At 74.6% G+C, this 18,755-nt stretch carries 20 protein-coding genes; 4 read left to right on the plus strand and 16 right to left on the minus strand.

The features are described 5' to 3' along the window. Positions 1-4: 4 nt before the first annotated feature. From O7618_RS10785 to O7618_RS10810, 6 genes are all read right to left on the minus strand, one after another. On the minus strand, positions 5-637 hold the full coding sequence (locus O7618_RS10785) for a dihydrofolate reductase family protein (RefSeq protein ID WP_278105900.1): 633 nt from the start codon (positions 635-637) through the stop codon (positions 5-7). Positions 638-761: 124 nt separating this feature from the next. Continuing rightward, a complete protein-coding gene (locus tag O7618_RS10790) occupies positions 762-1,238 on the minus strand; it encodes a hypothetical protein (RefSeq protein WP_278105901.1) in 477 nt (158 codons plus the stop codon). Positions 1,239-1,256: 18 nt separating this feature from the next. Next, on the minus strand, positions 1,257-2,285 hold the full coding sequence (locus tag O7618_RS10795) for an FUSC family protein (protein ID WP_278105902.1): 1,029 nt from the start codon (positions 2,283-2,285) through the stop codon (positions 1,257-1,259). A gap of 100 nt (positions 2,286-2,385) precedes the next feature. Then, positions 2,386-2,763, minus strand: a complete 378-nt coding sequence (locus O7618_RS10800) for a sensory rhodopsin transducer (protein WP_278105903.1) — start codon at positions 2,761-2,763, stop codon at positions 2,386-2,388. Further along, positions 2,760-3,551 (minus strand): D-arabinono-1,4-lactone oxidase, encoded by a 792-nt coding sequence (locus tag O7618_RS10805; RefSeq protein ID WP_278105904.1) that lies wholly within the window; start codon positions 3,549-3,551, stop codon positions 2,760-2,762. The genes O7618_RS10800 and O7618_RS10805 overlap by 4 nt, the downstream gene beginning before the upstream one ends. Next, positions 3,461-3,847, minus strand: coding sequence for an FAD-binding protein (locus tag O7618_RS10810; protein WP_278105905.1), 387 nt, complete (start codon positions 3,845-3,847; stop codon positions 3,461-3,463). Before O7618_RS10810 ends, O7618_RS10805 begins: the two co-directional genes overlap by 91 nt. A gap of 119 nt (positions 3,848-3,966) precedes the next feature. On the opposite strand from O7618_RS10810, the gene O7618_RS10815 reads away from it, so the two are divergent. Continuing rightward, entirely contained in the window at positions 3,967-4,704 is a 738-nt protein-coding gene (locus O7618_RS10815; RefSeq protein WP_278105906.1) for a zf-HC2 domain-containing protein, read from the plus strand. Between the two features lie 88 nt (positions 4,705-4,792). Here O7618_RS10815 and O7618_RS10820 read toward each other — a convergent pair whose 3' ends face one another. Then, positions 4,793-5,359, minus strand: a complete 567-nt coding sequence (locus O7618_RS10820; protein ID WP_278105907.1) for a sigma-70 family RNA polymerase sigma factor — start codon at positions 5,357-5,359, stop codon at positions 4,793-4,795. Between the two features lie 158 nt (positions 5,360-5,517). Further along, positions 5,518-5,991, minus strand: coding sequence for a molybdenum cofactor biosysynthesis protein (locus tag O7618_RS10825; RefSeq protein ID WP_278109965.1), 474 nt, complete (start codon positions 5,989-5,991; stop codon positions 5,518-5,520). A gap of 139 nt (positions 5,992-6,130) precedes the next feature. Between O7618_RS10825 and O7618_RS10830 the strand changes: the two genes are divergently transcribed. After that, positions 6,131-7,381, plus strand: coding sequence for a hypothetical protein (locus O7618_RS10830; protein WP_278105908.1), 1,251 nt, complete (start codon positions 6,131-6,133; stop codon positions 7,379-7,381). Here O7618_RS10830 and O7618_RS10835 read toward each other — a convergent pair. The 5 genes from O7618_RS10835 to O7618_RS10855 all read right to left on the minus strand — a co-directional run bounded on the left by O7618_RS10835 (position 7,362) and on the right by O7618_RS10855 (position 12,461). Next, positions 7,362-8,444 (minus strand): PIN domain-containing protein, encoded by a 1,083-nt coding sequence (locus tag O7618_RS10835; protein WP_278105910.1) that lies wholly within the window; start codon positions 8,442-8,444, stop codon positions 7,362-7,364. The genes O7618_RS10830 and O7618_RS10835 overlap by 20 nt on opposite strands. A gap of 36 nt (positions 8,445-8,480) precedes the next feature. Beyond that, positions 8,481-8,708: a hypothetical protein gene (locus O7618_RS10840; RefSeq protein WP_278105911.1), complete on the minus strand. Its 228-nt coding sequence runs from the start codon at positions 8,706-8,708 to the stop codon at positions 8,481-8,483. A gap of 189 nt (positions 8,709-8,897) precedes the next feature. Then, positions 8,898-10,487 carry a DHA2 family efflux MFS transporter permease subunit gene (locus O7618_RS10845; RefSeq protein WP_278105912.1) on the minus strand — a complete coding sequence of 530 codons (1,590 nt, stop codon included), beginning with the start codon at positions 10,485-10,487 and terminating at the stop codon, positions 8,898-8,900. 361 nt (positions 10,488-10,848) lie between these two features. Continuing rightward, on the minus strand, positions 10,849-11,427 hold the full coding sequence (locus O7618_RS10850) for a DUF305 domain-containing protein (protein ID WP_278105914.1): 579 nt from the start codon (positions 11,425-11,427) through the stop codon (positions 10,849-10,851). A 275-nt stretch (positions 11,428-11,702) separates the two neighbouring features. After that, the gene (locus tag O7618_RS10855; protein WP_278105915.1) at positions 11,703-12,461 is read right to left on the minus strand and encodes a lytic polysaccharide monooxygenase; all 759 of its coding nucleotides are present in this window, start codon (positions 12,459-12,461) and stop codon (positions 11,703-11,705) included. A 226-nt stretch (positions 12,462-12,687) separates the two neighbouring features. Here O7618_RS10855 and O7618_RS10860 point away from each other — a divergent pair, with 226 nt between their 5' ends. Beyond that, positions 12,688-14,766 (plus strand): cellulose binding domain-containing protein, encoded by a 2,079-nt coding sequence (locus tag O7618_RS10860; RefSeq protein WP_278105916.1) that lies wholly within the window; start codon positions 12,688-12,690, stop codon positions 14,764-14,766. Positions 14,767-14,774: 8 nt separating this feature from the next. Here O7618_RS10860 and O7618_RS10865 read toward each other — a convergent pair whose 3' ends face one another. Beyond that, positions 14,775-15,626, minus strand: coding sequence for a phosphatase PAP2 family protein (locus O7618_RS10865; protein WP_278105917.1), 852 nt, complete (start codon positions 15,624-15,626; stop codon positions 14,775-14,777). A 74-nt stretch (positions 15,627-15,700) separates the two neighbouring features. After that, on the minus strand, positions 15,701-17,338 hold the full coding sequence (locus tag O7618_RS10870) for an MDR family MFS transporter (protein WP_278105919.1): 1,638 nt from the start codon (positions 17,336-17,338) through the stop codon (positions 15,701-15,703). 120 nt (positions 17,339-17,458) lie between these two features. On the opposite strand from O7618_RS10870, the gene O7618_RS10875 reads away from it, so the two are divergent. Further along, complete coding sequence (locus O7618_RS10875) at positions 17,459-18,061, plus strand: TetR family transcriptional regulator (RefSeq protein ID WP_278105920.1); 603 nt, start codon at positions 17,459-17,461, stop codon at positions 18,059-18,061. 6 nt (positions 18,062-18,067) lie between these two features. Here O7618_RS10875 and O7618_RS10880 read toward each other — a convergent pair whose 3' ends face one another. Then, a complete protein-coding gene (locus O7618_RS10880; RefSeq protein WP_278105921.1) occupies positions 18,068-18,754 on the minus strand; it encodes a class F sortase in 687 nt (228 codons plus the stop codon). Between the last annotated feature and the right edge of the window lies 1 nt (position 18,755).

The raw sequence follows: 18,755 nt of genomic DNA on the forward strand, positions 1-18,755 counted from the left end.
GGCGTCAGACGCCGCGGTCCGGCGCGCCCATGTCGCCCGTCGCGGGCGTGCCGTCGGCGAGCCCGTAACGCAGGTAGACGGTGCCCTTCGAGTTGGCCACCGGCGGTTCGAGGAGGGTGACGTTGGCGGGCACCGCGCCGCCGTCGAACACCTTCTTGCCCACGCCGAGCACGATCGGGTGCACCCAGAGGTCGATGCGGTCGAAGAGCCTCTCCCGTAGCAGCGTCTGCACCAGGTTCAAGCTCCCGACGACCTTCACGTTCTCGTGCCGGTCCCGCACCTCGCGTACCGCCCTCGCCAGGTCCGGGCCGAGCTGCGTGGAACCCTGCCACGACAGGTCGGGGCGGCCACGGGAGGCCACGTACTTCGGGATGCGGTTGAAGAGCGCGGCGATCTCGTTGTCCTCGCCGCCCTCCTGGTGCGGCCAGTAGGCGGCGAAGATGCCGTAGGTCCGCCGGCCGAGCAGGAGCGCGTCGGTGCCCTGGTACGCCGTCATGACCTGCGCCCCGGAGACCTCGTCCAGCAGCGGCGCCTGCCAGCCGCCGAACGGGAACCCCAGCGGGTCCTCGTCCGGGCTGCCGGGCGACTGCGCCACGAAGTCCAGGGTGGTGAACAGCTCGATCTGGATGACGCCCATGCGGTGCTCCCGTTGAGTTCGGTTGTCTCAGTCGCAGGGCAGACCGCCGCCCCGCGCCGAACTCATCGCCCCGGGTTTCCGCCCCGCGCCGGCTCGACCGCTCCCGCCGGGCGTCGCCGTCGCCCTAACCGGATGCCAGTTGCTCCCGCCGGCGGTCCAGGCCGCGCCGGATCAGCGTGCCGTAGCCGTCGTCGCCGAGCGCGCCGATCCTCGCCTCCGCGTGCCGCAGGTGCTCGCGGGCCCGGTCGAGGTCGCCGAGCTTACGGTGACACTCCGCCAGGTTGAGGTGCAGGGACGGATAGAGCGCGGCCACCGACAGCGGCACCCCCGACTCGGCCACCCGGGCGTCGGTGAGCCGGCCGGCCGCCACGAGCGCCCGTTCGTCCCAGCGCAGTTCCTCTCGGACGTCGTCCTGCACGTCGGCCATGGCGTGCGCCAGGACGCAGACGTGCAGCGGATCGCCCCGCTCACCGCCGATCTCACCCCAGACCCGGGTGAACAGGTCGCGCGCGGCCTCCCGCTCACCCCGCTGGTGGTGCAACTGCACGCCCTCGTTGATGCGGGCGAGCGTGGCGTCGTCGATCGTCGGCTGCTCGGGCACGGCCCATGTTAGGCAGAGTCAGCGGGCCGCGGCGGCCCGGCGGACCAGGCGGCGCGCCTCGTCCGCCGGGACGCCGGTGGCCCGCAGCACGTCGTTGGCGGCGGTGCGCAACTGCGAGACCACGATGGTGCCGGAGAAGCCGATCTCCTGGCGGCACGCCGCGCCCGCCTCGCGGACCGCCCGCAACACCCGGTCCCGGGCCTCCACCGGCTCCCGCGCCGCGAGGAACTCCCGGTGCAGCAGCCGGATCGCGGCACCGAAGTGCTCCAGCGCGGCCGGCAGGTCGGATGGCACCGGCTCGTCGTCGCGCAGCGCGGCGCCGACCGGGCGGACCAGCGCGCGACTGTTGCGGAACGCCCGGTCCAGGTGCTCGGCGCCGCGCCGGTACGCGTCCAGCGCGCGCCGGCGCCGCCAGCGCACCGGGGAGAAGCGGACCACCTCGTCGGCGGCGCTCACCAACTCGTCGATCCGGTCGAGGTCCGGCTCGGCGGCGCGCATCCGGTGCAACACCTCGCCGGCGGCGCGCACGTCCCCGCGGGCCAACGCCTCGGCCGAGGCGGTCATCTCCCGGGCGAAGGTGTCCAGTGCCGGGTCGGCGACCCGACGCCCGGTGCGCAGCGGGTTGAGCGGCGCGATGACCAGCACCACCAGCAGGCCGACCGCGCCGCCGACCAGCGCGTTGATCGTCCGGGGCAGTTCCAGGTCCGGCGAGACCGGGGTGAGCGTGGCGACCAGCACCGCCGTACCGCCGGCCTGGGTGACCAGCGCGCCGGTGCCGCGCACCAGCACCGCCGCGGTGACCGCCAGGAAGACCACCACGCCGGTCTGCCACGGGCCGGTGCCCAGCAGGCGGATCAGCGCGTCCCCGATGACGATGCCGAGGACCACGCCGACGATCAGCTCGACGGTGCGCCGGGTGCGGTTGCCGAGTGACGCGGCGATGACACCGACGGCCGCGGCGGGCGCGAACGTCGGGTCGGGGTTGCCGAGCACCTCACGGGCGACGAGCCAGGCCAGCGCCGCGGCCAGGCCCGCCTGGACCGCCACGATGAAGTACGTGCGCGGCCGCTCCCGGCCGCCCCGCCCCGCGTATCCGGTCGCCGGCTCCTCGCATGCGCCGGGGTACCCGACGGCACGCGGTCGAACCTCACCCCGGGTACGCCATCGTGCCGGTCAGCGCCACCAGACCCGGCAGTCGGGTGTCCTGGCGCAGGAACTGCACGACCACCGGCACCGGGGAACGCAGCACGCATCCGTACGGGCGGTCCAGCCGCACCGCCTCCGGGTCGATCAGATCGTTGACGCGCACGTGCCGGATCCGGCGGGCGGGGACCAGGATCCGGTACGGACCGACCGGCTCGGCGTCCTCGTAGTAGAGGTCGAGCGTCAGCTCGGCGTCGTCCTCGCCGGCGTTGAGGACGCAGAGCTGGTCGAAGCCCGTGAACTCGGGCTCCGTCCCGTGGGCCGGGAACGGCACGTGCCCGCCGGGCACCACCCAGACCCGGGCGCCGATCGGCGCGGTCACGACTCCGCCAACAGGCGGGCCAGGTCGGGTGCGAGGAACACCCCGTCCGGGTCGAGCCGGCGGCGGACCGCCTGGAAGTCGTCCCAGCGGGGATAGCGGGGACGCAGCTCCCGCGCGCCGAGCCAGTGCTTCTTGCCCCAGTGCGGCCGGCCGCCGTGGTGCCGGAAGACGGCCGCCATGTCGTGGAAGTACTCCTCGTGGGGCAGGGAGGTGTTCTGCAGGCAGGCGATCGTGGTGGTGGGCCGGCCGTAGGCGGTGCTGAGCCAGATGTCGTCCGGCGCGATGGTGCGCACCAGCACCCGCCAGCCGGCCACCCGCCGGTGCCGCTCCCGCACCCGGCGGCGTACCTCCGCGAAGCAGGCTGGGAACGCCTCCGCGGGCAGCATGTACTCGATCTCCTCGAACCGCAGTTCCCGGTGCCGGGGGATGGTGCGGTGGGTCGGCCCGACCTGATCACGCCGGGGCGTGCCCGCCGGCGCCCGCTCGGCGAGGTGGTCGAGCGTCCAGTCCAGGCGCGCGCACCAGGACCGCCGGTGCAGGTCGTAGCGCGGCTGCACGTCGAGGGTGACCTGGGTGACGACGCCGAGCGCGCCGAGCGAGAGCCGGGCGGCCGGCAGCAGGTCCGGGTTGCGCTCCGCGTCGATCTCCAGCACCTCGCCGGTGCCGGTGACCAGGCGTACGCCGGTGAGCTGGGTGCTCAGGTTGCCGAAGCCCAGCCCGGTCCCGTGGGTGCCGGTGGCGGTGGCCCCGGCGATCGACTGGTAGTCGACGTCGCCCAGGTTGTCCATGGCCAGGCCGGCGTCGTAGAGGCCTCGCCGAGCGCCTTCAGCTTGGTGCCGGCCCAGGCGGTGGCGAGCCGGCCGTCGTCGGAGATCACCCCGGCGAGCCGGTCCAGCCCGAGCAGGATCCCGTCGGTACGCACCAGCGGGCTGGACGAGTGGCCCGAGCCGACCGGCCGGATCGTGACCCCGGTGTCCCGGGCACGGCGCACCAGCGCGCACACCTCGTCCTCGTCGGCGGGCTCGGCCCACTCCGCGGGCGTGAAGGAGAGGCTGCCGGACCAGTTCACGAACGCGCGTGTCACCCGGTCCCCCTCCCCGGCGCGGCGGCCCGGGCCGGGTACCCGCGCCCGGCGACCGTAGTCACCGGCGTGCCGGGCACCCCGCCGGGAACCAGGCGGGAAGTCCGGACGACTATCCCTACATGGCGTGTGAGCAGTGGCGGGAGATCCTGTCGGCCCAGCTGGACGGTGAGGCGTCCCGAGCCGAGACCGAGGCGGCCGAGGCGCACCTGAGCGGTTGCGCCGGGTGCCGGGGCTGGTTCGACTCGGCCGCGGCGGTCACCAGGCGCGCCCGTACCCAGCTCGCCCCGCGGGTGCCCGACCTGGTGGCGTCCGTGCTGGCCGCCGCCCCGCCGCCCCGACCGAGCCGCCGCCAGCGGGTGGTGTGGGGGCTGCGCACGGCGCTCGGCCTGCTCGGCGCGGTGCAGCTGGTGCTCGGCCTGGCGCAGATCGGGCGGGAGGCGGTGGTGACGCACGCGCACACCTCCGGCCAGCACCTCTGGCACGAGTCGGCGGCCTGGAACGTGGCGGTCGGCGCCGGTTTCCTCTACGTCGCGCTGCGCCGGTCGACCCCGTCCGGGTTGCTGCCGATGCTCAGCGCGTTCGTGGCCACGCTGGTGCTGCTGTCGGTGAACGACCTGATCACCGGGCAGGTGGCGGTGACCCGGCTGGTCAGCCACGGTTTCCTGCTGGTCGGCTGGGCGGTGATGCTGGTGCTGTCCCGGCCCGGCCTGCGGCCCGGCGACACGCCGCCCGGCCAGCGCCGGTCGTCCGGCTCGCGCTGGGCGCTGCGCACCGAGGAGCCGGCCCCGCCGGCGCCGCTGCGGCTGGTGCCGCCCGGCCCGTACACCGCGCAGGCCCGCGACCGACGCGCCGCCTGACGCCCGCCGTACCCCCGGTGCCGTGACCGCCGCGCGGCCCGCCTGGGCGGACGCCGCGGTCCGGTCGGCGCGCCGCCGTCGCGGCGGCTCAGCGGGCCCGGCGGCTCCGGGTCTCGCCGGCCCAGGCCGCGACCAGGTCCTCGCGGGCACGGGCGACGCGCGACCGGATGGTGCCGACCGGGCAGCCGCACACCTCGGCGGCCTCGGCGTAGGAAAGGCCCAGGACCTGGGTGGCGACGAACGCCTCGCGCCGGTCCGGGGCGAGCCCGGCGATGAGCGCGCGTAGCGCGACGGCGTCGTCGCCGCCGGCGGTGACCGCACCGGCGGCCTCGGCGGCGCTCTGCCAGTCGGGCAGCGCGGCGACCCGGGGGCGGACGGTCGCGGCGCGGACGTGATCCACGGCCACCCGGCGGGCGATGGTGAAGATCCAGGTGCGGGCCGAGGACCGGCCGGCGAACCCGGGCAGGCTGCGCAGCGCGCGCAGGAACGTCTCCTGGGCCAGGTCGTCGGCCTCGGCAGGGCCGGCCAGGTGGGCGAGGAACCGCCACACCGGGCCCTGGAGCGCGCGGACGAACGCGGCGGCGGCGAGCTGGTCACCCCGACCGGCCCGGTGTGCCCACCGGGTCACCTGTTCGTCGTCGGCGTCCGGGCTCATCCGCGGCCGGCCCGCCGGTTCGGCACGGTCATGCCGGACGGTACGGATGCGGGCGTCGCTCGGTTCATCCTGGCGTCCTCTCCGTCACCTCGTCGCCGACCGGCGATCGGTGACCCCGAGGTTGGTCGGCCGGCGGCCGGGGAAAGTTCCCGGACGCGTCAGTCGCCGACGGTGACCGAGACCGGACCGACCCGCAGGACGCCGTCGGTGAGCGGCTCGCCGCGTACGCCGGCGCGGCGGCGCAACGCCTTCCAGGTGCCGGGCGCGACCACCACGTCCAGCCAGGCGCAGGGCGGCGCGGCCCGGTGCACGCGCAGGCTGACCGGACCGTCGCCGGAGTCGAGGGTGAGCACCCGGCCGACCAGCTCGTCGACCGGTACGCCGCTGGTCAGCACGTTGCGGCGGAGCTGGGTGAGGTCGACGCCGGCGGGCAGCGACTCCTGTGCCACCAGCGTGACGCTCGCCGTGCGGTGCGCGGGCCGGCCGAAGTAGCGGTCACCGACGACGCCCAGACCGGCCCGGAGCCGCACCTGTTCGACCAGCTCGCCGAACGGCGCCGGGGCGGGTCCGTCGGCCGGGCGGCCGACGTAGCGGTGCACCGGCGAGGCCAGCAACTGGACGATCCGCGGCAGGGACCGAGTGTAGGCGTGCGCATAACGCCACCAAAGCGGATGATAGCCACACTCACGTGTCCGCGTGCCGGTGGCCGGCGTTGTACCGGGCGTGACGGCGAGACGACCCGACCCGCTCGGGTCCCATCCGACGCGACGATTGGCCTGGGCGCGACGCGAGAACGAGCTCCGGCGCCGGGCGTACGAGACGGCGGCACGCGACTGGCGGCGCCGCGCGGACCACCTCGACCGGCTGCGCATCGAGGCGGACGGCTTCCACGGCTGCGACCTGCCCGGCGGCGCGCTGCCGGCGCCGCTCGACGACGGCGAGGTCGTCTACCGGATCCTCCCCGTGGCCGAGCTGGTGGAGGCCGCCGCCCGGCACCTGGCCGGGCTGCCCGCGCCCGGCCGGACACTGGCCGGGCACCTCGAGCCCGGAGACGGCACGCTGCCGGCCGGGCTACGGGTGGTCGACACCGGCGCCGCCGTGGTGACCGACCGGCGGGTGACCTTCGCCGGTCGGGACGGTCGCCGCGACTGGGCCCTGGGTGACCTGCTGGCTCCCGGGCACCATCCCGACCGGCCGGTGACGCTGCTGCACCGGGCCGACGGCACGCCGCCGTCCGGGCTGCGGATGCCGGCGGCCGGCGCGGCCAACGCCCGCTTCTACCTGACGCTCGCCCACGCCGACGCGACCGGGTCGAGGGACGCGGTAGCCGCCGACGTCGAGGCGCTGCGCGCCGCTCACCGGGCCGCCCGGCCACGACCGCCCCGTCCGCTCGGCCCGGGCGACGCCCCGCCGGACCGGGTGCCGTCGGGGCGGCTGGTGGCGGCCGGTGTCGCGATGGCGGCCGTGCTGCTGGGGGTGACCTCGGCCGGCACCTGGCCGGCCACCGCCGGGCCGAACCAGCCGGCGGCCCTTGCCGCCGTACCCACGCCGGCCGGGACCGACGGCGGGATCGCGCCGACTCCCTCCGGGAGCCCGATCGGTCGCCGGGCGTCCGACGATCCCCGGCCTCCCCGCGCCCTGCCCCGGCCGAACCGCGCGCCCGCCCGCACCGCACCGGCCGGCGGAGCGGGTCGGAACGGTCCACCGGCCGCCGGACCGGACGGCAGCGGACTCCCGACCGCCCGACCGGGGCGGACGGCTCCGCCGGCCGGCCACGACCGGTCGTCGGCGCCGACGCCGCCACCGGCCGCGCCCACCGCGCCGGCACCGAGTCAGGTGCCGCCGTCACCCGCCGCGCCCAGCCCGACCGTCGACCCGAGCGCGACGGCCGGGCTGAGCCCGCCGCCCGTGTCGGGCCCGACCGCCGGAACCGGCCCGGCCGGGCCGGGCCGCCTGGCAGAGTCCGGAGCCGGTCGCGGGCTGTCCGCCGGAGCGGCTCCGGTCAGGACGGCTGCGGGCTGAGCAGGTAGTCGCCGTCGTCGGCGCTCCACCGCAGCCCCACCGCCCCGTCGGTGGCGGCCGCCTTGCAGAACTGCAGGAAGCTGCGGTAGCCGAGCTTCTTCTCGCTGAAGTCCGGCCGGGCGCGCCGGAGCTGGTCCTTCAGGCCGGACAGCGCCACCGCGCCGCCCTCGCCGGCGAGATCCAGCACCACGGAACGGAGCAACCCGAACGCGACCTCCCGGTCGCCCCGTTCGGGCAGCGACACCTCCGGGTCACCCTTCGCCGGGCCGGCGGCCAACTCCACCACGTTCGACGCGGCGAGGTGCCGCAGCAGTTCACCGAAGGTACGGAAGCCGTAGTCGGATTCGCTGAACGTCGGGTCCTTGCGCAGCAGCGCGCGCTTCAGGCCGGACGCGGTCACCTCGCCGCTGGAGCTGCCCTGCATGCCGGCCACGGTCTGCACGAGCAGGACGGCCAGCGTGTCGACGTCGCGCGACGGCTCCTCCTCGACCGGGGCGGTCTCCGCGACCGGCTCGGGCGCCGGTTCCACCGGCGACGGCCCGCTCGACCGGGCCGGACGCGTCCGGCGGGCCGCGGGCGGCGGCACGTCCACCCCTTCGAGGCGGTCGTAGTAGAGGAACTCGTCGCAGGCCGGGGGCAGCAGGGCCGAGGTCGACTTCTCCACCCCGACACCGATCACCCGCTTGTTCAGCTCGCGCAGCTTGTGCACGAGCGGGGTGAAGTCGCTGTCACCGGTGCAGATCACGAACGTCGAGATGTAGCCCCGCTCGAACGCCAACTCGACCGCGTCCACTGCCATCTTGATGTCGGCCGCGTTCTTGCGCGAGAAGCCCATCCGCTGCGGGATCTCGATGAGTTCCACGTGCGAGCGGGTGAGCATCCGCCGGTCCTCGTCGAAGTACGACCAGTCCGCGTAGGCCCGGCGTACCACCACCCGGCCGCGTTCGGCGAGGGCGTCGGCGATCGGACGGAAGTCGAACGGCCGACCGCCGTGATGGTCGCGTACACCAAGCGCCAGGTTCTCGTAGTCGAGGAACAGCGCGATCCGGTCTTCCTGATCCACGCCGGCCAGCCTAGCCGGGCCGGACCGTCACGCCGGTCACCGCCGCCCGGGGTCGCGGTAGACGGTCTCCCGGCGGGCCACCCGTTGGATCGCGTAGCTGGCCACCAGCAGCAGCAGGGCGAGCACCAACTCGATGCCCGCGACCGTACCCCTGGCGACGGTGAGGCCGAGCAGCAGCAGGATCAGCCCGACCACGGCCAGCAGCCCGGCGAGCAGCAGCCGCCCGCGCCGTCGCGCCGACCGGTCCGCGCCGCCTGCGCCCACCCTGCCCGCCTCTCGCCACTGTCCTCCACCGAGCCTACGGCGCGGCCCGGTGCGAGGGTGGCGGATGCCGAACGTCGCCCGGCCCCGGCAGCACGGGCGCGCGCCGACCGGCTCGGACGGGACAGCGCCGCTCGACACGCCGTGGGGCCGACCGCCGGTGGCGGTCGGCCCCACGGGAACGGGCGAGGATCAGTGGATCGGCACCGGCACCGGCCGCTGCTCCTCGCCCGGCTCGCCGTCGAGCAGGTGCGACGGCTCACGCCGGCGAGGCAGGAAGGCGGCCGGGATGAACGTGAGCAGCACCAGGCCGAACGCCACCCAGAACGTGGTGGCGAACGAGCCGGCCGCGAAGTCGAGCCCGCGCTCGATCAGCGACGGCGGCACCGGGAGCTGCTGGGCCAGCTCGGGCTGCTGCTGCACGCCGATGGCGAGCTGGGCCTCGGTGACCGGGGCGCCGGTGCCCGGGTCGGTCACGCCGGGGATCACCCGCGAGCCGTTCAGCTCGCTGGTGAGGATCACCGACATCACCGCCGCGCCGACCGACCCGCCGATCTGCTGAAGAATGTTGACAAGCGTCGATCCTCGGGCCACCTCCGCCGCCTGGAGCGTCTTCAGCGCCGAGGTCATGATCGGCATCATGGTGCCACCCATGCCGAGCCCCATCACGAACAGCGAGCCGCAGAGCAGCAGGTAGGACGTGTCGGTGCCGAGCTGGGTGAAGGTGAAGAAGCCGGCCGCGATGAGCACCAGCGCGAACGGCACGGTGCGGCCGACCGGCACCCGGTCGGCCAGCATGCCGGCGATCGGCATGGTGAGCATCGCGCCGATGCCCTGCGGCGCCATCAGCAGGCCCGCGGTCAGCGTCGTCTCACCCCGGACCTGCAGGAAGTAGCTCGGGAAGAGCAGGCCCGCGCCCATGAACGCGATGATGAAGACGAACAGGGTCAGCGCGGCGAGGGTGAGGTTGCGGTTGCGGAACAGCCGCAGGTCGAGCAGCGGGTGCCGGGGCCGGAACGAGTAGAGCACGAAGGCGACCACGAGCGCGGCGCCGACCAGCATGGGCAGCCAGACCTCGGTGTCGGCGACCGTGCCGGCCTCCGGCAGCGACGAGACGCCGTAGAGGAACAGGGCGAGGCCGGGCGACAGCATCAGCATGCCGAGGAAGTCGAAGGACTCGGACGGCTCGGGGGCGTCCTTCGGCAGCGCCAACTGGGCGTAGATCAGCGCGACCAGGCCGATGGGCAGGTTGATCAGGAAGATCCAGTGCCAGCTCGCGGTGTCGATCAGCCAGCCGCCGAGGATCGGGCCGCCGATCGGGCCGAGCAGCATCGGGATACCGAGGACGGCCATCAGGCGGCCGATCCGGTGCGGGCCGGCGGCCCGGGTCATGATGGTCATGCCGAGCGGCATGAGCATGCCGCCGCCGAGGCCCTGGACCACCCGCCAGGCGATCAGCTCGCCGATGGAGTCGGCCGTGGCGCACAGCCCGGAGCCGATGGTGAACAGCGCCAGCGCCACCATGTAGAGCCGTTTGGTGCCGAACCGGTCGGCGGCCCAGCCACTGAGCGGGATCACCGTCGCCAGCGCGAGGGTGTAGCCGGTCATGGTCCAGGCGACCCGCGCGTAGGACGCGTCGAACTCGCTCTGGAACGTCGGGATGGCCACGCTGACGACGGTCACGTCGAGGATCGACATGATCGCACCGAGCACGACGACACCGGCCACCTTGAGCACCGCGGCGTCGAGTTTGTTCGATGTCGCGACGGGTTGCTGGGTCACAGACAGTCTCCTGGTTCCGGTCCGGTCCGAGGGGTGGCGGCGCCGCGCGCACGCGGGGCGCACGGGGGGACGTGCGGCGGGACGACGTCCGGCGAAAGCCTAGTCACAGCCTGCGACATCGCGCGGCCGGTTTTCCTCGGAGGCGAACACCCCCGCCCCCCGCCGCGCCCGGCACCGGCCCCCACCGAGCCGCCTCCCCGAGCGGAAGACCCCGATCCGCCCTGTTTCGCCACTCCCCCGCCCGTGCCCCTGCCCACCGGCCGCGTGACGAACGTCATGCCCCCGCTCTCCCCGCCCGGTCCCGCCCACCTCGTCGTGCGTGGACTCGTGGTCGTGCGACGCAGGTCCGAGGTCGACCAGGTCAGCTCCGGGGCGCCGCGCGCAACGTCGCCATGAGGGCCACCTCGGCGGTGCGGGAGCGGTCGATGCGGGCGGCGAGGTCGCGTACCCGATCGCTGGTGCCGGCGGCGACCTGGGCGCGGGCCAGGGCGGCGGCGGTGCGCTGGTGCGCGGCGAGCACGTCGAGCAGCACCCGGTCCGCCTCGGCGGCCGGTGCGGCCCGCAGCCGGGCCAGGCCGGCGACGGCGTCGCTGTGTCCGGAGTGGTCGTGGCGCGCGGCGGCGGCCGCCGCGGACGGGCCGGCCTCCCGCAGCCAGCCGCGCATGGTGGCCAGCTCGTCGGTCTCGGTGGCCCGGACGGCGGAGATCAGGGTGCGGACCTCGGGATCGGTGATCCGGTCGAGCCCGAGGTCGACGATCTCCAGCGTCTGTGCGGTGTGCGCCACCATCATCGCGAGGAAGAGCGCGTCGATGCCGCTGGTCGTGTCGGCGACGGCCGGCGCGGGCCGGGGCGTGGCGGGTGCCGGCGACGAGCCTCCGCAGCCGGCCACGCCGGCGGCGAGCAGGGCGGCCAGCAGAGCGGCGGCGAACGGGCGGCGCATGTCGGTCCTCCGGTCGGGTCGGGTGTGATTCGCGGAACCCCGCGATCACAGGGACGCCACGGCGGCCGCGTGGCACGCCGCGAACAGCGTGTCCGCCGGGCGCGTCGGACGGCCGGGCGGGACCGGCCGACCGTCCGACGCGGGTCTCGCACCCGACGCCGGCCGCGAGCCGGACCGCGCCTGCCGAGAGGCGGCCGTCCGCTCCGGCGCGCCGGAGCGGACCGGCGCGGCGACACGGCGGCCCGATCCGGCGCGGCGGTCGCCGGCGGCGACGGTCAGATATGCTGCCAGAGCGCCGGCACGTTCGGCGGCTCCCAACCGGCGATCGCGGTGTGCGCCTGGCGGCAGCGGTAGCCGAGGCCGGCGTAGGTGACCGGGTCGCCGACCTGGTAGGCCCGACCGGCGGTCCAGGTGCCGCCCGGCGCCGGCGTGCCGGTCGGGGCGGGCGAGCCGGTGGGCGTGGGTGACGGCGCGGCGGTGCGGGTGGGCGACGGGGTGGGGGTGGGGCTCGGGTTGCCGCCTCCACCGCCGATCTGCAGGTCGACGCAGGAGTAGAACGCGTTGGCGGTGTCGGAGATGTTCCAGACCGCGAGCAGCTTCTGCCGCCCCGAGAAGCCGCCCAGGTTGACGGTGTGGGACACGGTGGCGTCGGGCTGGCGGCCACCGCCGTCGACGACCGCGACCCGGGTGCCGCCGATCCAGTACTCCCAGTTGGCGGTGGCGTGCCGGGCGGTGTTGACCCAGGTGAACGTCACGGTGCTGCCGACCGAGGTGGCCGGCCAGTTGCGGCTGTCGTCGTTGAGCACCGCGAACTGGGGGATGTTGGCGTGACAGGTCTTCAGGCCCTTGGGTCCCTCGACGCTCTGCGGCTCGTACCTGATCTGGCCGCAGTCGGGCACCCGGCCCTGGGCGCAGAGCGCCTGGCGGCTGGGGGGCGAGGAGACGTAGCCGTGGGCCTGCGCGGGCGCGGCGAGCGCCAGCGTGGCGGTGACCGCGCCGGTGGTGAGCAGGGGCAGGGTGACTCTTCGACGCATGGTGGCAACTCCTTCGGGGGGAACGGAAGGTGTCACGAACATAAATTAAACCTTGTTAACAGTAAAGACTCCTATCTATAAATTAGGCCTTGAGCCGGCCGCGTCACGCGTGGAATTCTGATCGGCACGCGGAGCCGATCGTCGTCCCAGGGCACCCGGACGCCGGCCGGCATCCGGGAGGGGCGGCGGCACAGACCCGGGCACCCCGCCTCTCGAAGGAACCCCCATGAGGAGATCCCTGCCCCGCGCGCGCCGCTGGACCACGTACGCGGCAAGCCTGCTGCTCGTCACCACCGCGCTCGCCACCGTCGAACCGCCCGCCGCCGGCGCCGCCGTCGACCCGGTCACGGTGACCGTGAACGCCCGCGCCGGGCTGGCCACCGTGCCGGACACCGCGCTCGGCGTCAACCACGCCATCTGGGACGCAAAACTCGGCAGCCCCGAGACGTCCGACCTGCTCAAGGCCGCCGGCGTGCGGATGCTGCGCTACCCCGGCGGCTCGTACGCCGACATCTACCACTGGAAGACGCACACCGCGCCCGGCGGCTACGTCGCGCCGGACACCGACTTCGACACGTTCATGGCCGCGGCCCGGCGGGTCGGCGCGCAACCGATGATCATCGCCAACTACGGCACCGGGACCCCCGCCGAGGCGGCCGACTGGGTGCGGTACGCCAACGTCACCAAGGGCTACGGCGCGAAGTTCTGGACCGTCGGCAACGAGAACTACGGCAACGGCCACTACGGGTCGGCGTGGGAGGCCGACGACCACGCCGACAAGAGCGCCACCCAGTACGCCAAGCTGGTGATCGAGTACGCCGACGCGATGAAGGCGGTCGACCCGAGCGTCAAGATCGGCGCGGTGCTGACCATGCCCGGCAACTGGCCCGACGGGATCACCGCCGGCGCCGACCCGGGCCCGTGGAACCGGACCGTGCTCTCCCTCGCCGGCGAAAAGATCGATTTCGTGGACGTGCACTGGTACCCGGGCGGCACCGCCGCCGAGTCGCTGACCCGCACCAACCAGCTGCCCGACGCCGCCTGGCTGCTGCGTGAGCAGATCTCGCGCTACGCCGGCCCGGGCGCCGACCGGATCGGGATCAGCCTCACCGAGCTGAACGTCGACGCCGGCCGGACCACCCAGCCCGGCGCGCTGTTCCTCGCCGACGCCTACAGCGGCCTGCTGGAACAGGGCGTCTTCACGGTGCAGTGGTGGAACGTGCACAACGGCATCGGCACCGTCTCCGAGGTGGCCGGGCAGACCGACTACGGCGACTTCGGGCTGCTCTCCAGCGGCGGCTGCAGCAGCGACGGCGACGTGTGCGAGCCGGCGTTCAACACGCCGTTCGCGCCCTACCACGCGCTGTCCATGATGAACCTGTTCGCCCGCCCCGGCGACCAGTTCGTCCGGGCCGGCACCGACCAGCCGCTGGTCAGCGCGCACGCGGTGCGCCGGCCGGACGGCGGCCTCGCGGTGCAGCTGCTCAACAAGGACCCGGACACCGCCCACCCGGTGACCGTCGACTACGCCGGCTTCACCCCGGCGGACGAGGCGCCCACCGTGCACACGCTGACCAACGGCGCGAGCGCGGTGAGCACCGGCCGCTCCGGCAGCGCCACCACCCGCACGCTGCCGCCGTACTCGTTGACCACGCTGGTGCTGCGACCGGCCGGCAGCACCGCCGGGCGGCCCGGCGCCCCGGGACAGCCGACGGCGAGCGCGGTGACCGACCGCGCGGCGACCATCGCCTGGCCAGCGGCGACCGCGGGCGCCGCGCCGATCGCCAAGTACGAGGTGTACCGGCAGTTCGGCGCGGTCAGCGAGCAGCTCGGCGAGACCGCCGGCACCTCGTTCACCGCGCGCAACCTCGAACCGGGGGCCCGCTACACGGTCAACGTGCTGGCCCGGGACACCGCCGGCCGGGTCTCCTGGTCGTCCCCGCCGCTGACGTTCGCCACCGGCAGCCCGGCCACGAGCGGCTGCGCGGTGCGCTTCCACGAGGACACCGACTGGGGCAACGGCTACGTGGCGACCGTCGAGGTGGTGAACACCGGCCCGGACGTGGTGGACGGCTGGACGCTCACCTGGACCTGGCCGACCGGCTGGCAGCAGGTGAGCAGCGGCTGGAACGCCACCTGGACGCAGACCGGCACGGAGGTCCGGGTCACCCCGACCGCCGACAACCGCCGACTCGCGGCCGACGGCGGGAGCACCAGCGTCGGATTCGTCGGCGCGTACGGCGGGCCGAACGTGCCGCCGGGCGTGTTCCGGCTCAACGGCACGGTCTGCACCGTCCGTTCCTGAGCCGTAGCTCAGCCCCGGCCGGGCGGCCGAAGTCGGGCGTCGGCCGCCGTCGGGACCTTCCCGGTCCGGCGGCGGCCGGCGCGGCGCGGCGGCGGCACCACGTGCGGGCGCGGCGGCCCGGCCACCGGCGGGGGTGGCGACGCCTCCGGCGCGACGGGTCGGGGCAGCACGGCCAGGATCACCGCGAGCAGGGCCACCGCGACCACCCCGTCGAGCCAGTAGTGGTTGCCGGTGGCGACCACTACCACGGCGGTGACCAGCGGGTGGGCCAGCCAGAGCCAGCGCCACCGCCCGGCGGTCACCGCCACCAGGGCCAGCGCCACCGCGAGCGCCCAGCCCACGTGCAGCGACGGCATGGCCGCGTACTGGTTGCTGAGCTGGTCGGCCTCCGGCGGTCCGTAGACGCTGGGGCCGAAGCGGCGGCCGGTGTCCACCAGGCCGGTGACGGCGGTCAACCGCGGTGGCGCGAGCGGGACGCAGACGTGCAGCACCAGCGCCGCCGCGGTCAGCACCGCGAGGGCCCGCCGCAGCCGCAGGTAGTGCGCCGGCCGGCGCAGATGGAGCCAGACCAGGCAGAGCACGGTGGCCGGGAAGTGCACGTAGGCGTAGTAGCTGTTGGCCAGCCGCACCGGCAGCTCGTGCGCCAGCAGCGGCGCCTGCAGCAGCGCCTCGTCGGGCAGGCGCAGCAGGCGTTCCACCCACCAGATCCGCTCACCGTTGGCCAGCGCGGTGCCGGCCCTCCCGGCGATCAGTTGCCGGCCCGCCTTGTAGGCGAGGAAGAGCACGGCGACCAGCGCCAGTTCGCGGGCCGCGCGGCGTACCGCGCCGGCCCGCGTGGACGTGGTCTCGGTGACCTGCACGGGCTCCTCCTTCGGTGCCTCCCGACACGGACCAGGGCCGCCGCCGAGGTCGGCGGCGGCCCTGGGGTACGGCCTCAGCGGCGGGCGTGTTCCGCCCGGCCGGCCGGGTCGGCGCTGACCCCGTCGAACGCGGGCGCCCCGTCGACCGCGTCGGCGCCCACCGCCACCGAGCGACCGGTGTCCGGAAGATCAAGGCTGGAGCGAAGGGTAACGGGGCGCAGCAACAGCGCCGCCACGACGCCGACCACCGCGATGGCGGCCGAGATGAGGAAGATGTGCCCGGTCGCGTCCCCGTACGCGGCCCGGACGATCTGCCGCACCGGCTCGGGCAACGCGTCGAGGTTGAGCGTGCTGCCGCCGCCGCCGGTGGTGGGGATGCCGGCCGCGGCGAGGTCGTGGGTGATCCGGTCGGTGACCCGGCGGGCGAGGACCGCGCCGAGCACCGACACGCCGATGGTGCCACCGAGCGAGCGGAAGAAGGCCACGCTGGCGCTGGCGGCGCCGATGTCCTTGAGCGCCACCGTGTTCTGCACCGCGAGCACCAGGTTCTGCATGGTCATGCCGACACCGACGCCGACGATGAACATGGCCACCCCGACGATGACCAGCGAGGTCTCGTGGTCGACGGTGCCGAGCAGGGCGAAACCGGCGACCAGCACGATCGAGCCGGACACGATGTAGGGCTTGATCTTTCCGCTGGCGGTGATCATCCGGCCGGCGACGATCGAGGAGATCAGCACGCCGGCCATCATCGGGATGGTGAGCAGGCCGGCCTCGGTCGGGCTGTAGCCGCGGCCGATCTGGAAGTACTGGCCGAGGAAGACCGCGCCGCCGAACATCGCCATGCCGACCGCGAGGCTGCCCAGGATCGCCAGCGCGGTCGTGCGCTCGCGGACGATCTGCAACGGCACCACCGGCTCGGCGGCCCGCGACTCGACCCAGACGGCCGCCGCGAGCAGCAGCACCGCGCCGCCGACCATGGCGGCGGTCTGCCAGGAGAGCCAGGCGAACGAGTCGTCGACGAAGGAGATCCAGATCAGCAGCACACTGACCCCGGCGGGGATGAGCGCGGCACCGAGATAGTCGATCTTGACGTTCCGCCGGCGTACGGTGGGCAGGTCGAGCGTGATCTGGAGCAGGAACAGCGCGATGATCGCGACCGGCACACCGACGAAGAAGCACCAGCGCCAGCCGAGCCAGGAGGTGTCCACGATCAGGCCGCCGAGCAGCGGACCACCGACCGTGGCGAGCGCCATCACGCCACCCAGGTAGCCGTTGTAACGGCCGCGCTCCCGCGGCGGGATCATGGCCGCGATGGCGACCTGGACGAGCGCCTGGAGGCCGCCGACGCCGATGCCCTGGAAGGCCCGGGCGGCGATGAGCTGGCCGGCGCTCTGCGAGAAACCGGCCGCGACGGAGCCGGCCAGGAAGACCACGATGGCGACCTGGATCAACAGCTTCTTGTTGAACAGGTCGGCGAGCTTGCCCCAGATCGGGGTGGTCGCGGTGGCGGTCAGCAGGGTGGCGGTGACCACCCAGGTGTACTGCGTCTGCGAGCCGTCGAGCGCGCCGATGATCTTCGGCAGGGCCGTGGAGACGACGGTGCTGCTCAGCATGGCCACGAAGAGCACGAGCAGCAGCCCGCTGAGTGCCTCCAGCGTCTGCCGCCGGCTCATGGGCGCGACCTCGGCCGTCGCGGTGGGTGCGCTCATCGCGCGTCCTCCAGGTGTGTCGAATAGGGTGACCCCTTGGTTGCCTCAAGCAATCATCGGCAAATCTTGCTCAACAGGCAAGTTTGCCCATTGGGAAAAGGATCACCTACGCTGGTCGCCATGGACGAGTGCACCGGCCTGCGGGAGCGGAAGAAGGCGGCCACCCGCCTGGCGCTGCACGAGGCCGCCCTGCGCCTGGCCGCCGAGCACGGCCCCGACCGGATCACCGTCGAGGCCATCGCCGACGCCGCGAACGTCTCCCGGCGCACCTTCTCCAACTACTTCTCCGGCAAGGAGGAGGCGCTCTTCCACGGCGACACGGTGCGGCTGCGCCGGCTGCTCGAGCTGGTCGCGGAGCAGCCCGCCGAGCTGCCGCCGTGGACCGCGCTGACCCGGGCCGCCATGCTCCAGGCCGACGAGAGCTACGACGACCCGGCCGAGCCCTGGCTGAACCGACGCCGGCAGTTGCACGGCCACCCGAGCCTGGCCGCCCACCAGGTCGGCGCCTACGCCGCCATCGAACGGGACCTGGCCGCCGAGATCGCCCGCCGGCTCACCGGCCCCGACGCGCCGGTGCGGTCGCGGGTGCTGGCGGCCACGTTCCTGGCCACCCTCCGCGTCGGGGCCCAACAGTGGATCGAGCACGCGGACGCACCGCTGCGCGACGTGTTGCGCGACGTCCTCGCGCACGCCACCCCGGCCGCATCCGACCACGCCCCCTGACGCCGCCTACCGGGCCGGCTCCGCCCGGGTAAGCCGCGCGTACACGATGACGTTGTCCCGGTAGCTGTCCCGCTTCCGGTCGAACTCACCGCCACAGGTGATCAGGCGCAGCGCCGCGTGGTCGGTCGGGCCGTAGACGTCGTCGCTGGGGAACCGGTCCTTCGGGTACTGCTCGACCCGGGTGACCACGAACGTGGCGGTGCTGCCGTCGCGCCGCTGCACGCTCAGCGGCGTGTCCGGACGCAGCCGGGCCAGGTCGAAGAAGGAACCCTCGCGGCCCTTCCAGTTCACGTGCCCGGCGAGGACCGCCGGCCCGAGCGAGCCCGGTGTCGGCGCCCGGGTGAACCAACCGACGTCGGTCGCGCTGTCCGGCACCTGCATCGCGCCGTCCGGACGCAGTCCGAGCGGGACGATTCGCGCCTCCACCCGCAGGCTCGCGATGTGGATTCGCACCGGCGGGGACGAGGCCATCAACGGCCCACTGGTCAGCTCCCCGGCCCGCCCGACGGGGCGCGGCGCCGGCGCCTGGCCGGACGCCGCCGGGCGCGGCGCCTCGGGCGGGGCGTCGTCCGCGCGGGACGCCGCCAGGCCGACGACGACCGCGGCGGCGAGGGCGAGCAGGCCGGCCCCCACCGCGAGCGCGGCGCGCTGACGGCGGGGGTCGGTGGCCGTACGGTCCTGCGGGTCACCCACG

Origin of the sequence: Micromonospora sp. WMMD980 (assembly GCF_029626035.1) — a bacterium.
Lineage (GTDB): Bacteria > Actinomycetota > Actinomycetes > Mycobacteriales > Micromonosporaceae > Micromonospora.

Excerpts from the sequence above, each read along its gene's own strand:
- O7618_RS10870 (WP_278105919.1), bottom strand. The coding sequence starts at position 17,338 with ATGAGCGCACCCACCGCGACGGCCGAGGTCGCGCCCATGAGCCGGCGG.
- O7618_RS10860 (WP_278105916.1), top strand. The coding sequence starts at position 12,688 with ATGAGGAGATCCCTGCCCCGCGCGCGCCGCTGGACCACGTACGCGGCA.
- O7618_RS10850 (WP_278105914.1), bottom strand. The coding sequence starts at position 11,427 with ATGCGCCGCCCGTTCGCCGCCGCTCTGCTGGCCGCCCTGCTCGCCGCC.
- O7618_RS10785 (WP_278105900.1), bottom strand. The coding sequence starts at position 637 with ATGGGCGTCATCCAGATCGAGCTGTTCACCACCCTGGACTTCGTGGCG.
- O7618_RS10855 (WP_278105915.1), bottom strand. The coding sequence starts at position 12,461 with ATGCGTCGAAGAGTCACCCTGCCCCTGCTCACCACCGGCGCGGTCACC.
- O7618_RS10875 (WP_278105920.1), top strand. The coding sequence starts at position 17,459 with ATGGACGAGTGCACCGGCCTGCGGGAGCGGAAGAAGGCGGCCACCCGC.
- O7618_RS10815 (WP_278105906.1), top strand. The coding sequence starts at position 3,967 with ATGGCGTGTGAGCAGTGGCGGGAGATCCTGTCGGCCCAGCTGGACGGT.
- O7618_RS10805 (WP_278105904.1), bottom strand. The coding sequence starts at position 3,551 with ATGGACAACCTGGGCGACGTCGACTACCAGTCGATCGCCGGGGCCACC.
- O7618_RS10820 (WP_278105907.1), bottom strand. The coding sequence starts at position 5,359 with ATGAGCCCGGACGCCGACGACGAACAGGTGACCCGGTGGGCACACCGG.